This is a genomic window from Nocardia sp. NPDC052112 (assembly GCF_040680135.1).
Taxonomy (GTDB): Bacteria; Actinomycetota; Actinomycetes; order Mycobacteriales; family Mycobacteriaceae; genus Nocardia.
In genome coordinates this window covers 16,560-29,526 of the sequence record NZ_JBFAWD010000024.1, presented here as the reverse complement: position 1 = coordinate 29,526, position 12,967 = coordinate 16,560, and the positions used below count along the sequence as shown (strand labels likewise).

At 66.1% G+C, this 12,967-nt stretch carries 18 protein-coding genes; 9 read left to right on the top strand and 9 right to left on the bottom strand.

Going from position 1 to position 12,967, the window contains the following annotated elements:
- The first annotated feature begins 15 nt into the window (after positions 1-15).
- Positions 16-546, top strand: coding sequence for a phenolic acid decarboxylase (locus tag AB0L58_RS34230; RefSeq protein WP_364393572.1), 531 nt, complete (start codon positions 16-18; stop codon positions 544-546).
- Positions 547-551: 5 nt separating this feature from the next.
- Here AB0L58_RS34230 and AB0L58_RS34225 read toward each other — a convergent pair whose 3' ends face one another.
- From AB0L58_RS34225 to AB0L58_RS34210, 4 genes are all read right to left on the bottom strand, one after another.
- Complete coding sequence (locus AB0L58_RS34225; protein WP_364393570.1) at positions 552-1,784, bottom strand: cytochrome P450; 1,233 nt, start codon at positions 1,782-1,784, stop codon at positions 552-554.
- Between the two features lie 404 nt (positions 1,785-2,188).
- Positions 2,189-2,770: an ElyC/SanA/YdcF family protein gene (locus tag AB0L58_RS34220; RefSeq protein ID WP_364393753.1), complete on the bottom strand. Its 582-nt coding sequence runs from the start codon at positions 2,768-2,770 to the stop codon at positions 2,189-2,191.
- Between the two features lie 62 nt (positions 2,771-2,832).
- Positions 2,833-3,852 carry a winged helix-turn-helix domain-containing protein gene (locus AB0L58_RS34215; protein ID WP_364393567.1) on the bottom strand — a complete coding sequence of 340 codons (1,020 nt, stop codon included), beginning with the start codon at positions 3,850-3,852 and terminating at the stop codon, positions 2,833-2,835.
- A 46-nt stretch (positions 3,853-3,898) separates the two neighbouring features.
- Entirely contained in the window at positions 3,899-4,087 is a 189-nt protein-coding gene (locus AB0L58_RS34210) for a hypothetical protein (RefSeq protein WP_364393564.1), read from the bottom strand.
- A 192-nt stretch (positions 4,088-4,279) separates the two neighbouring features.
- Here AB0L58_RS34210 and AB0L58_RS34205 point away from each other — a divergent pair, with 192 nt between their 5' ends.
- Together AB0L58_RS34205 and AB0L58_RS34200 are read left to right on the top strand one after the other, a co-directional pair.
- Positions 4,280-4,660 carry a cupredoxin domain-containing protein gene (locus AB0L58_RS34205; RefSeq protein ID WP_364393561.1) on the top strand — a complete coding sequence of 127 codons (381 nt, stop codon included), beginning with the start codon at positions 4,280-4,282 and terminating at the stop codon, positions 4,658-4,660.
- A gap of 220 nt (positions 4,661-4,880) precedes the next feature.
- Positions 4,881-5,498 carry an LppP/LprE family lipoprotein gene (locus AB0L58_RS34200; RefSeq protein WP_364393558.1) on the top strand — a complete coding sequence of 206 codons (618 nt, stop codon included), beginning with the start codon at positions 4,881-4,883 and terminating at the stop codon, positions 5,496-5,498.
- 1 nt (position 5,499) lies between these two features.
- On the opposite strand, the gene AB0L58_RS34195 is transcribed toward AB0L58_RS34200, so the two are convergent.
- Positions 5,500-6,087 (bottom strand): hypothetical protein, encoded by a 588-nt coding sequence (locus AB0L58_RS34195; protein WP_364393555.1) that lies wholly within the window; start codon positions 6,085-6,087, stop codon positions 5,500-5,502.
- 160 nt (positions 6,088-6,247) lie between these two features.
- Here AB0L58_RS34195 and AB0L58_RS34190 point away from each other — a divergent pair, with 160 nt between their 5' ends.
- From AB0L58_RS34190 to AB0L58_RS34180, 3 genes are read left to right on the top strand one after another with little or no spacing between them, the layout of a single operon-like run.
- A complete protein-coding gene (locus AB0L58_RS34190) occupies positions 6,248-6,406 on the top strand; it encodes a CopG family transcriptional regulator (RefSeq protein ID WP_364393553.1) in 159 nt (52 codons plus the stop codon).
- A 20-nt stretch (positions 6,407-6,426) separates the two neighbouring features.
- Positions 6,427-6,771, top strand: coding sequence for a VOC family protein (locus tag AB0L58_RS34185; RefSeq protein WP_364393551.1), 345 nt, complete (start codon positions 6,427-6,429; stop codon positions 6,769-6,771).
- Between the two features lie 3 nt (positions 6,772-6,774).
- Positions 6,775-7,623: a class I SAM-dependent methyltransferase gene (locus AB0L58_RS34180; RefSeq protein ID WP_364393549.1), complete on the top strand. Its 849-nt coding sequence runs from the start codon at positions 6,775-6,777 to the stop codon at positions 7,621-7,623.
- A gap of 57 nt (positions 7,624-7,680) precedes the next feature.
- Here AB0L58_RS34180 and AB0L58_RS34175 read toward each other — a convergent pair whose 3' ends face one another.
- The gene (locus tag AB0L58_RS34175; protein WP_364393546.1) at positions 7,681-8,349 is read right to left on the bottom strand and encodes a CPBP family intramembrane glutamic endopeptidase; all 669 of its coding nucleotides are present in this window, start codon (positions 8,347-8,349) and stop codon (positions 7,681-7,683) included.
- Positions 8,350-8,442: 93 nt separating this feature from the next.
- Positions 8,443-8,676, bottom strand: a complete 234-nt coding sequence (locus AB0L58_RS34170) for a hypothetical protein (RefSeq protein ID WP_364393543.1) — start codon at positions 8,674-8,676, stop codon at positions 8,443-8,445.
- Between the two features lie 240 nt (positions 8,677-8,916).
- Here AB0L58_RS34170 and AB0L58_RS34165 point away from each other — a divergent pair, with 240 nt between their 5' ends.
- The 3 genes from AB0L58_RS34165 (at position 8,917) to AB0L58_RS34155 (ending at position 10,863) form a co-directional block, all read left to right on the top strand.
- A complete protein-coding gene (locus AB0L58_RS34165; RefSeq protein WP_364393541.1) occupies positions 8,917-9,522 on the top strand; it encodes an MspA family porin in 606 nt (201 codons plus the stop codon).
- Positions 9,523-9,554: 32 nt separating this feature from the next.
- Complete coding sequence (locus tag AB0L58_RS34160; protein WP_364393539.1) at positions 9,555-10,286, top strand: MspA family porin; 732 nt, start codon at positions 9,555-9,557, stop codon at positions 10,284-10,286.
- 145 nt (positions 10,287-10,431) lie between these two features.
- The gene (locus AB0L58_RS34155; RefSeq protein WP_364393537.1) at positions 10,432-10,863 is read left to right on the top strand and encodes a hypothetical protein; all 432 of its coding nucleotides are present in this window, start codon (positions 10,432-10,434) and stop codon (positions 10,861-10,863) included.
- Between the two features lie 28 nt (positions 10,864-10,891).
- On the opposite strand, the gene AB0L58_RS34150 is transcribed toward AB0L58_RS34155, so the two are convergent.
- The gene (locus tag AB0L58_RS34150) at positions 10,892-11,833 is read right to left on the bottom strand and encodes an acyl-ACP desaturase (RefSeq protein ID WP_364393535.1); all 942 of its coding nucleotides are present in this window, start codon (positions 11,831-11,833) and stop codon (positions 10,892-10,894) included.
- A 187-nt stretch (positions 11,834-12,020) separates the two neighbouring features.
- Entirely contained in the window at positions 12,021-12,704 is a 684-nt protein-coding gene (locus tag AB0L58_RS34145; RefSeq protein WP_364393532.1) for a hypothetical protein, read from the bottom strand.
- Positions 12,705-12,967 lie beyond the last annotated feature (263 nt).

The following is a 12,967-nucleotide window of genomic DNA, read 5'->3' as shown; positions in this document are numbered from 1 at the left end:
GAGAGGAGTCAGGCGATGAGCGCGCAGCGGTTGGCGACCACGCACTTGGCACTACACGGCGATCTGACCGGCATTGTCGGCAAACACCTCATCTACGCCTATGAGAACGGCTGGAAATACGAGCTCTACGTGCGCGACGCGGACACGATCGAATCGCGGAGTCTGATGGGGCCGATGTTCGGACGCTGGTCCAAGAATCAGGTGGCGAAGCTGGTCCAGCTCAGCGACGATATGTACAAAATCGCCTGGGTGGAGCCGACCGGAACCACCACTGTGCTCATCGTCTGGCTCGGCGACCGTCGCGTGCACACCACGATCTCCTACCCGCAATGGATGCTCGACTATCCCGACTGCACCCTTACCCGCTGCGAGGAAAATCTCGACGCGATCATCGCCGAGCGCGACCGCGGACCGATCTATCCGCTGACCCTGGTCTCCACATCCGGGCGCATCACCTTCCTGGAATCCAGGGGTCTGGACGACGACACCGTGATCGACTGTCCGCCGCACAAACTGCCGCCGGGGTACGCCACGCGCACCAACTGAGCGCGTCAGGCGAGGTACACGGGGAAGGCGGCCAGATCGTTCTGGGTCAGCACCGGCAGATTGCGGATCTCCTCGACCGGCACCGCGAATCGCAGCTTCGGAAACCGCTCGAACAGCGCGGGCAGACCGATTCCGGCCTCCAATCTGGACAGCGCCGCACCTGGGCAGATATGCGCTCCGTAGCCGAAGGCCAAATGTCGGTTGGCCGTTGGACGGGTGATATCGAAATCGTCGGCATCGCTGCCGTGCACCGCGGTATCGCGACCGATGGCCCGATACGACATCACCACCCCTTCGCCCCGCTCGATCACGATGTCACCGACGGTGATGTCCTCGGTGGCGAAGCGCATGAGCAGATGGGTCACCGGGGTGTCCCAGCGCAGCGCTTCCTCGATCGCCCGCTGCCACTCGACGTCGCCGTCGCGGACGGCGCGCAATTGCTCCGGGCGGCACAGCAGCGCACGGACGGCGTTGAGCAGCAGACCGACGGTCGTCTCGTGTCCGGCCGCGACCAGTGCCTTCAGATTGCCGACGACCTCCTTCTCGGTCAGCGGCGCACCGCCGTCGGCGGCGAAGATGAGGGCGGTGGTGAGGTCGTCGGTCGGTTTGACGGTCTTCTTGCGCACCAGATCGGTGAAATAACCATCCAATTCATCGATCACCCGCAACCGCTCGTTTTGTGGGGTGAGGATCGAGAAGAACGCCTTGTACCAGGTGAGCAGCATCGCGTGATCGGCACGGTCGACGCCCATCAGCACACCGATGACCCGCATCGGCAGCGGATAGGCGAATTCGGTCTTGAGGTCGACCACACCGTCGCGACCCGTTCGCTCCAGGTCGTCGAGTAGTTCGGACGTGAGGCGCGCGATCACCGGACGCAGTGCATCCAACCGACGCGGCGTGAGCGCCTGCGTGGTCTTGTTCCGCAGCCGCCGGTGTTCCGCACCGTCCACCGTGAACATGGACCGTCCGGTATCGATCATGCCGATGAGCGGCCATTCCCGCGTCACCGTCCCCGAGGTCCACAGCGCCCACGAATTGATGTCCTTGACCAGCCGGGAGTCGGTGAGCAACTGCCTGGCGGCGGTGTACTCGGTGACGGTCCAGGCGGGCACACCGAGTAAGTCGATTCGCGCGAGCGGACCGGCCGCGCGCAGCCGACTGGTCTCCCCAGCGAGATCACCGACCATCGGGTCGATAACGATCGGCTGCGCGCTGTGCGGACATGCTTGCTGCACGAGATACCCCCTCCAGCCCGTTGGGCTGCATCAAACCCGCAGCCCGTCAAGCGGTTTCGATCTTCCGAACGAGCGTAGCCGCCCGATCCAGGGAAGGGAACACCTCGACATTCGTCGCGGGGTGGGTCATGGCAGCCGGATTCGACGGCCGTCGGACGTTCGGCTGATTCGCCCGCAATCGGATGGGTACCGCTGCGCTGAGGAGGTATGCCCATGACTCGTCCCGTACCACCGAATCCGAGCCCCATCCCGCCGATCCCGGACCCGGTGCCACCGACGCCGATCCCGGATCCGGTGCCGCCGAAACCCGGGCCGGAACCGGTGCCGGGGCCCGAGCCGTATCCGGAGCCGGAACCGTATCCCGAGCCGCAGCCGAATCCGCCGTCGGCAATGCGAAAGTGGGATCAGCGCCAGACCAGCGCGGCGACCGCTTTGGGCGCGGCCAGCCATTCACGAACGGTATTGCGCACCAATGTCGTCCGCTTGCATTCGCAGTATGCGGTGACACCGTAACCATCGATGCCCGCGCCGCGACACAATGCGACCGCCCGTGGCAGATGCTGGTATTGGGTGACGATGATCGCACGGTCGATGCCGAACAGATTCTTGGCTCGTTCGCATGTCGCTCGGGTCGACAACCCCTCGCCATCGGCGCGCACCACCGACGGATCAATACCGTGGTCCGCCAGATACTTTGTCATCGAGGTGATTTCGTCGCCCGACACGCCCGCCGCAGCACCGGACACCAGAACTTCGCGTACCTTTCCGGCCCGCAGCAGTTCGATCGCGACATCGAGTCGACCACGCATATAGGCCATCGGCGCACCATCGGCACCGACCTTCGCGCCCGGCACGATCACCACCGGAACCGTCGGCGCGGCCGCGGGTCCGGACCGATATCCGGCCGAGACCAGCCACAATCGGATATTGGCACCCGCGACGACCGTGGCCGCCGCGGCGATCAAGCCGACACTCACCCGGACCATCAGCACGCCGGACTCTTCCGGTCGGTTATGAACTGCACCGGCCCGACCATACCGGCGCGGCATCAAGCGATGCGCACACCACCGCCGAGATCACCGTCGAGCAGTGCGATGCCCAATGTCGTCGCCTGATGTCGCATCGTATTCCGGTGCCGCCAGCTCTCGATGAGCCCGGCCTCGCGCAGTATCGATGCGTGTTCACTGGCCGTCGCGGGGGAAACGCCCAGTCGGCGTGCGAGTTCGGTCGTCGTGCAGCCCTCGGCGATCTCCTGTAGCGCGGCGGCGCGCGTGCGGCCGAGCAGTGCGGTCAGTGCCTCGTTGGTCGCGCGCGGACCCCATGCGGTAGCGAAATCGGTGATATCACGCAGCACCGGAACCACCAATGTCATCGGCGCGTCCGTGTCGATCGTGGATTTCAGCAGCTTCGCTCCGGGCCAGATGAACAGCGACGGAATGATGATCAGGCCGCGCCCGTCGAGATGTTCGTCGTGGCATTCGGTCGCGTAGGGCACCTCCAGCACCGGCGGCCGCCACCGCGCGAAGGGCGCCAGCCCGGCGAAGAGCCGTTCGACGCCCTCGGTGGCGATGGTGCGGGCCATCCGCTCGGCCGCCACCTCGAGATACGACTGCATATGCGCCCACCGACCGGCAAAGGCCACCGCATGGAAAGCCTCGACGGCGCGCGCGACATCGCGGCGGGCGGCGCTGTCACGGTCGGACAGCTCCCGCGTCCACGCGGGGAGCGGATGGCCGGCCAGCGCACGCTGACGAGCGGCGTGCTCCACCTCGCGGCGAAGTTCGTCGCGGGAGGCCAGATGCAATGCCTCGATCCCCGCCGACATCGACCGTGCACCTCGGGTCGGCGTGATCAGGTCGACGAAGTGGTGCACGCCGGGGAGGATATCCGCGAGCACGCCGAAGTTCTCCGGCATCGCGCGCCGCACCTGCCCGCGCCAGCCGTCGTACAGCGGCGCGTCGGTGCGCTGCACCACCCGGGTGGCCAGCATTGTTTCGCCCATCGCGCCCAGCGGGGCCCCGATCCGGATGCGCGTCAAATCCTCTGGTGTGCAGTAGATCCGCTTCATACGTCGCCCCGCATCCTGGTGCCGAGATGCCTCACGGTACTCGCGATCACCGCGGACTTCGCAGCATCACCGCGAGAACCGGATCCAGCCGCAGGATCTGATCGGTGGCCGACCGGGTGGCCGACCAGCGAAACCGACTCGGCCGCCACCGCTTCCGCCGCCCGGCCACCACCGCACCGACGCTCAACCGTCCCAGCACCAGCCCCACGGGCCGCGCCACTACCTCGTTCACCATTCTCGACTCCTGAATACGCACTGTTCAGCAGCCTAGGAATCAGCGTGCCCGACCCCCACCATGTTTCGGCTGTGGCCTAAACACCGTCACTTCGACGATTGGACGACTGGTCGAACGCGACATCACCGCCCTATTCCGGACGAGGTAGACGGGTACGGGCATGACAGCTCGAATTATGGGCAGCCGGTCAAGGTGAACAGCACTCGAACCTCCGCGTGGCGGCATCGGATCGCGTTCGCCTTGCTGACCGTCGCATGGGCCGCGGGGTGCGGCACCTCGGAGGAGAGCGCCACGCCCCCGTGGTCCGGCCCCGCGCCGATATCCGCCGTCACCATCACCATCGAACGCCAGGACTACACCGGCACGCCCCCGATCACGCCGGGCGCGATGCTGACGGTGGTCAACCTCGATTCGGTGAAACACAGCATTACCAGCAAACGCCCCGGCCTCTTCGATCACGAGATCGCCCCCGGCCAGACCATCACCTTCACCGCACCCGACGAAATCGGCGCACACCCGTTCTACTGCCGATATCACGCGCACATGGAGGGCACACTGAGTGTCCGGCATTGAATACCCCGGCGCCGACCACCTGTCGCCCCGACAATTGGGGGCACGTTCCGTGTCTGCTGCTCGGTAACACCGACTGCGAATCATCCGATGTTCTGCATATCCGCAATTCGTTGCGGCACAGCGAGTTTCGCTTTATCGGTCGGCATCGAGGGGAAGCCGCGGGTATCAAGTCATCGGCATTTGCCATGCTCACGGCGAGCATGATGATCGGCGCTGTCGGGTGTGGCTCGAGTTCGTCGCCATCCGGTGCCACTGGAACGTCGGTTCCGGCGCAGGCCGGTGCGTCCACCGCTGCGGCACCCGCGGTCGATCCGAAACCCGCTGCTACGCCGAGTACTTCGGCGTCCAGCCCGAAACCTGCGGCAACACCGGAGTCCGCGGCGGACCCGCAACCGGTAACCGCGCCCGCGGAATCCACCCCATACGGCAGCGGACACGGTCTGTGCTTCGACGTGAACTCGGCACTCGCCGCCGCAGCGGTCGCCGAGCTGGGGCCGCCCCCGACCGGAGACACCTGGGTTGCTCGAGGCGGCAGCGGCGATCCGATCCGGGCGGGCTGCTCAGGTGTTCTGTCGTGGATGCAGGTCGAGTGGCAGGGCATTCACCCAGGCACCCACATCCTGTTCTTCACCAACGGCACCTACCTGGGCACCGCGACATCGAAGCCGTACGGCTACGCCGAGATACTCGGCAAGACTCGGACACCGTCTCGGTGCAATACCGCTGGGCCGAGCCCGACAATGCGCTGTGCTGCCCGCAGGGCGGGCCGAGCGTGGTGACCTTCACCCTCAACGGAAACTCGGTCCGGGCGAGCGGACAGTTCCCGCCGGACAAATGAGCTACACACAGTACTCGCAGGTTCCGCTGGCGGGCAGCTGGATGAAGCACTGCGGGCACACCTCGGCGCGGGCGGGCTCGGGCTTGGCCTCCTGCGGGGTGGCGCTCGCCGAGCGGCGGCCCGCCACCTTGGGCGTGAGCGGTGGGGCGGTCGGCTCGGCGGGCATGGTGGCACCGTGCTGCTCGTAGCACTGCCACCGGGCATAGGCGGCATGCGACTCGAGATCCTTCGGAATCGGCAGCCCGGCGAGTTCCAGCACGTACTTGTAGACGTCGCCGACGGTGTGGTTCTCCTGCACACATAACGAGGTCAGCGGCGGTTCGCCGGCATTGTGGCAACGCCGCGCGACCTTGCGCAGAATGGCCTCCATCCACATCCGCGTCGGCGCACCCGTATGCACCTCGGACGCTTCCTGCACCCGCTCGGCCAACTCGTCCACGGTGATGAAGTTCCCGTACCCGGTGGCGACCTCGGACAGCTCCGCATGAGCCGCGAAGGCCCATGCCACCGTCGCCTCCCGCAACGTCACCGGGACGCCGTCACCTGCCCGCCATGCCCCAGCCGTCGCGGATACCGAACTCTCGATCACCCGATCAAGTTATCGCGCCGCTTCGCGGCCCGCCGAATGCCCCCACACTCCGGCGGCAGCTCGAGATCGCCATGCGTCGGTGGTGCGCATTTGTCGCCATTTACCGCCATCAGCATATGACGATCTTGTCACTAGCTTACTAGAATGCTAGCATCGAGGTGTGGGCGACGAGGACGTGAAGCAGTTCAACGTGTATTTGCCGGTGGGGCTGATCAAGCAGGTCAAGTTCCGGGCCATCGAGTCCGGCATGTCGCTGTCGGCATTGGTCGCGGAGGCGCTGCGCGGATACCTCGACGACGCCCACGATCAGCAACCATGAGCGCGCGAAGGAGAGACGATATGACGACGCAGGGCATCGAAGGCGTATTCGTCGAAACGCACAATTGGGGTAAGGCGGCGCGGTTCTTTCAGGCGCTCGGTTTCGAACCCGAATTCACCACCGACCACAATTCCGGACTGTTCCGCAATGGCGATGGTCCGTATGTATTCATCGCCGAGATCCCGCGCAGCCAGACCCCGCAGACGCAGCTCGTGCTGACGGTGACCGAACCGGACGCGTTCCGGCCGAGCAGTGACATCGAGGTGGTCACGCCATTCGAGGAAACCCATTACGGGACAAAGGAAATGACGGTACGCGACCCGGACGGCCGGGTGTGGAATCTGCAGGTCGGAAAGGTCGGCTGAACCATGCAACAGGTCATCGGCCCGGAGAGCACGGCGGAGCGCGTCGCGCTGTGGCGTGCCTTGCACGTCGAAATCGATCCGGCGCCGCACGTGCTCGCAGACGAGATCGGGCTGCGGCTGATCGACCCCGACGCGGGATGGCGCGCCCGAGGGGATATGGATCCCGAGACGACCGGCCTCTCACGCGCATGCGTCGTGGCACGCGCCCGTTTCGTCGAGGATCTGGTGGTCGAGCAGGCGGCGCGCGGCGTCGATCAGTACGTCATCCTCGGGGCCGGACTCGATACCTTCGCCCAGCGTCGACCCGAAATCGCATCCGGTCTGACAGTGTTCGAGGTGGACCAGCCGGGACCGCAGACATGGAAGCGGCGGCGGTTGGTCGAACTGGGCTTCGGAGTTCCGCCGTGGCTGCGGTTGGTCCCGGTCGATTTCGAGGCCGAATCCTGGTGGGAGCGACTCATTTCCGCGGGCTTCGACCCGTCGCGTCCTGCCGTGATCGCCGAAACCGGCGTCTCCATGTATCTCACCCGTGAGGCGAATATCCAGACACTGCAGCGGATCTCGACCCTCGCGCCCGGCTCCACCTTGGCCATGACCTTCCAACTGCCGCTGGACTTACTCGATGCCGTGGAACGCCCGATACGCCAGGCCGTCGAGAATGCCGCACGCGCAAGTGGAGTGCCATTCCTCAGCCTGTTCAGCCCGGATGAACTGCTCGAGCTGGCCGAGGCAGCGGGCTTCGCATCGGCACAACACATTTCGACATCAATCCTGACCCAGCGCTACTTCGCCGACAGAACAGATGGTCTGCGACCACCGAGCGCGGAACAGTTCCTGGTAGCGACGACATGACGACGTCGATGCCGAACGTGTCCGGCTCGGCACCCCGCCGCACCTGAACGCGGTCCCTCAGCCGGCGGACCATCGCGCCGCGGGAGCGGCGCCGTGATAGAAGTACTGCCCCAAACCGACTGTGAAGATAAGCATTCCGTACACCGAGTGCTCGACGGATGCGGTGAACAGCGATCGGGTCCGCAAATACCGCATTGCGAAGATCCAGCCGCCGACACCGCTCAGCACGACCGATAGCCAACTGCCGAAGATGATGTGCACGTAGCCGAATGCGACCGCGCTCGCGGCCACCAACCCGATACCGTCGCCGAACACCGGCGCGTACCGGTGGAACAGAAAGGAACGGAAGATCAACTCCTGCGGGTAAACACTCAGCACGGGATACAGCACCATGACCGCCAGCCACAGCCAGGGATTCCGGCGCGGCAACTCGAACAGATTGTCCCGCCGCAGCACTACGACCGCCGCGGTGAGCGCGACCGCATTCGAACCCGCCAGCGCCGCCATGGGGCGCGCCTGCTTGCGAATCGCCTCCGAGCGCCAGAGCGTCACGCGGTCGAAGTCCGAGGAGCGCCGCAGGTATCCGGTGACGCCGACCGCCAATGCGAGCAGCGCGGGAATCGGCGGCCGACCCCGCAATACCGCGTTGTAGGCGGTCGTTCCGCCGAAGAACAGCGCCGCGTATTCGGCGCCCAGGTACGCGCGCCGCCACCGTCGAATCCGCACGCCCACACCATAGTTGTGATGTCGCGGGCACGCCGCCCCATGCGTGCTGCCGCAGGAAAATGCCCTATGTCCTTGCGGACATAGGGCTGCGGATCACTGTCCGGGCGCGGGGCATCCAGGCGGCGGACCCTGCGGATCGCCGGGCGGCGGGCCCTGCTGGTCACCGGGCGGCGGGCCCTGGTGGTCACCGGGCGGCGGCGGACACTGCTGCCCGGCCGCCGGTCCCTGCGGCTGATCAGCGCTCGCGACACCGGCGCCGACACCAAGTGCACCGAACACCACAACGCCAGCCGCAGCCGCGGTAACCAGCTTCGACTTGACTCCCATACGTTTCCTCCTCGGTTCTGGATCCGAACCGTCGGGCCGAACCGCCCGACGCGAGAATCGTTGCGGCACAACCTCTGTCGAAAATTGGAGCAGGTTATGAGCCAGCTGTGAGCGCGCGGATCCGATCGGCCGTGGCGACGGGATTCCGGTCGACAGCAACCACACTGCTGATTCCCAGCTGACGTTCAGGTTTGCGTGCGAGGTTCTCCCGTAGCTGCTGGCGGTCGAGGATGAGGTTTGATGAGGGTGATCGATGGCGTCGGCCGGTGGTCGGCTGGTCTGAGCGCGGGGTTGGCGGTGCTGATGCTCGGAGGTGGGTTCGCGCGCGCGGATACGGTGGTGCCGCTGCCCGACGGCGAGCAAGCTTTCACGACGGCAACGGGTATTCCGGTGGATCTGACCAGGACCGGTGAGACCGCGATCATCTCCCAGTCGCTCGCCGCCAACGGCATGTCACGCACGGCGCAGCTGTCCGCGACCGCGTACGCCACGGCGCCGGGCGCGACGGCGGGCAGTCTGGAGACCGGTTATCTGATCGGCTGCCAGGTAGACCTGTCCGGCGGGCTGTCGCTCGGCGGTGATGTCTACCTCGCGCCCGATTCGGTATCCCCGGAATTGAATCCGAGTATCAAACTGGTGCCCGGCGGCGTCGCGGTGGTGAAGTTCGGCACCAAGAAGCTCGACCCCGCGGCGGGTGCCGTCGGCATCGCCTACCGCAATCGCGGCATCCAGCTGAGCGGATGCGGCGGCTACGCGCAGGCGCGCGCGTACAGCTCCCTGACCGTGACCAACGACCAGGGCGCGGCCGAAGTGACGCTGTACGGCGACCCGTTCAGCGTCGGATGAGCGTAATGCGATCGAACGAGAGGGACAGCGCAATGCGCCGTTCAGTGTGTGCCGCGCTCATGACGTGCGCATTCCTACCCGTCGCGCTGGTGACATCCGGTGCGGCACAAGCCGATACCGCGATCCCCCTGCCCGATGGCCACGACCGGTTCACCATCCGCGACGGCGTTGTCGTCGCGGTCGACCGCACCGGCGAGCAGGCGACGATCTCCGGTTCGATGGCCGCGAGCCCACTTTCCCGCAATGCGTGGGTATCCGGTGTGACATCGGTGCACGTCACCGTGCCCGCGGATATCACCGTCACCGGCGGTCGAATCGAGACCGGTTATCTCGTGGGCTGCCAGGTCGATCTCGGCAGTGGCACACATGCCGAGGGCAGCGGCGATACGCCGACCAAGCCGAAAGCCGATGCGCCCGCCGGCGCGGACAACGGTGGTGGCGACGGTGACGGTGGTGGCGGTGGCGGCAATGGCGGGGTCACCGCGGGCGGGTACGCCGGTGGTACCGCGGGCAATTCGGGCATCTCGCCCTATGCCGATCCATCCCTGAGCGTTCAGTTGAAGCCCGGCAAGGTAGCCACCAAGGAAATCGAGGACTACACCTTCACCGGCACATCGGGCATCACCCAGTACGTGGACCACACACTGTCGGTAGAAGGCTGCGCGGGCGCCGCCGAAGCCCGCGCCTACACCACCGTCACCGTGCACGACAATGTCATGGACGACTCCGAAACCCTGTGGGGCCAACCCTTCAGCCTCGGCTGATACACCGAAACGGTGGAACCCTGTGGTAATCAGCATGTTCCGCGCGAACGATGATGGGACGGCGCGACGGCTGGTACCGTCGCACGGCATAACGTCGCCATGACACCACCGACCACCGGGGGTAATGATGCGTTCGGTCCGATCCATGATCGCTTTCTGCCTCGCCGCGATTACCGCTGCGGCCGCAATCGCGGCGGCCACACCAGCTTCCGCGGACTCGAGCGGCGGCAAGTTCACGACGATCTACTCGATGACCAACGGCCCTTGCGTCGCGATCGTCGACTCGTCGGTCAACGGCAACGCCTACCCTGGCATGGCCGCGTTCACCGTGACCGCCCAGATGATCGGCTTCGGCCGGTGCTCACTCGATATCACCCTGAACTACCGCAATGTCGACACCGGTGAAACCGGCAGCTTCACCGCACACGCCAATGGCCCCGGCTTTTGGGGCAACAGCGGCTACTCGGCGCTGTTCAGTCCCGGCCACGACAACTTTGTCGGCACCGTCACCCTCAACGCGACCCACATCCCGGAGTCCGGTGCAGTCCAGTTCACCAACCACCCATACCAGGGGTAGCGGCGAAGGACTGCGCACGCCGGGTGCGCTACCCGACTCGTGCCGCCTCGCGGGCGAGGATGCGGTCGCGTTGTTCTTCGAACCGGATGACGTCGCGACCGAGTTTGTCGAGATACGCGGCGAGATGTTCGCGGCTGCGCTCGCCGCGCGCGGTGAAGTCGGTACGCTGGAAGACATTCCAGGTGCGCAGGACCGGCATCAACACGTCGTCCAGATGCTGGCGCAGATCGTAGATCCCGTGCTTCACCATCAACACGCCATTGCGACGCCAGTTCGGCATGCCGGTGCCCGGCATGGCGAACGTCATCGCGATTTTGGTCACGGACTCCATCGTCTGGTCCGGAGCGATGTCGAACGCTGCGCCGGTGACGTTGCGATAGAACATCATGTGCAGATTCTCATCGGCCGCGATGCGCTGCAACATCCGGTCGGCGATCGGGTCATCGCAGACTCGTCCGGTAGTGCGATGGCTGACCCGGGTCGCCAACTCCTGGAATGTCACGTACGCGACCTGATCGAGCACACCGCTGAAGCCCTGCGGCGCGTGGACACCGCGGGTCAAATGCACCATCCGGTCGCTCTCCAAGGCGACCGGATCGACGGCGCGCGTACACACGAGGTAGTCGCGCATGGCGATGGAGTGACGGTTTTCCTCGGCGGTCCAGCGGCCGACCCAGGTGCCCCAGGCACCGTCCTGCGAGAAGTTATCGGAGATCACGCGGTGGTAGGAGGGCAGGTTGTCCTCGGTCAGCAGATTCGTGATCATCGCGATCTTGGCGACCTCCGAGAGCCGTGACTGCGCGGGATCCCAATCCTCGCCGCCCATTGCCGCGAAGTTGCGGCCCTCGTCCCAGGGCACATAATCATGCGGGCACCAGTCCTTGACGGTGGCCAAATGCCGGTCGATATTGGTCGCGACCACCGGCTCCAACTCGGTCAATAACTCGATTTGTGTCAAATCCATTGCCATGCAGCGCCTTTCGATTCGGTGGAAAAACCACGGAACGTACCGCTGATCACGCATCTTCGACTGCGCGGCATAGCCGCACCCACACCCTAGACGAGCACAGCACCTTCGGTGCAAATCACGCCGTCGGCCGCGACTGAGCCCGACACCGAAGCCGGGCGTTGGCGTGGCGGGTACGCTCGAACGACCTTCATCGGCCCGGAACCCGGACCACGGCGTGGCTCTCGGCGGCCCGTCCGGTGGTGGCGTCGAGCGTGAGAACGCCGCGGGTATCCGGAACCCACCCTCGGCGACCTCGGCGCGCAGGAGTGCGAGATGCTCCGTGCGCCCGATACGGCCAGACCCATGCCGGCCGCATCGGCTTGCCGCACGAAGTCCCGGGAGAGCAGTGGGGACGGATCGCGATACCGGTAGCCCCGGCACGGCGCACCTCGGCGATGATGGCATCGGCACCCAGCCGCACCGCGCGAACCACCCAACCGGCGGCGCCACGCATCCCTCTGGTGGCCACCGTCAGCGAGTTGATCATCGCCACGCGCCGACAATCCGGTGCCAGCTCCGCGGCCGCCGCCAACACTCGCAGGTCGACCGCGTGCAACTCGCCTCGCACACCGTGCCGCTCCCGCGCGACCGCCATCTCTCCCACCTGCGCGCGGACCTCCGAGTCGGACCAGGCGGGCCCTGCCGGCACCTCGATCGCCAGCGCCGCATCCGCGAAGGCCGCCGACCGACATACGGCGTCGAGCGCAGCCAAGTCGGCGGCGGCTCGGCGCACCTGCACGACGACCGCGTTCACTCCCAGCGCGAGCGCGTCGGTCAACGCCCGCCCGTCATCCGCCCGCCCCGAGATGTACTGCGATCCTGATCCCCACACGCGACGCGTCCGAAGCTCCCGCTCCCGCCCTGCCAGGCTGGACCGGACGCGTCCGCCCTGCACCAAACGGTTCGCTCGGTCCTGCTCCGGCGCGTTCGTCGAGCGCCGCGGCCAATTGCGGCGCACGGCGATCACGCGCGGTATCGACCACGACCGCCCGGATGCGATGCATCGGTGTCGGGTTGTCGACGGTGGGCCGATGCTGCTCCGTAGGCCCCTAGAGCGAAGATTTCGCACTTCGCCGCCCGGCGCATTGCCGCTGT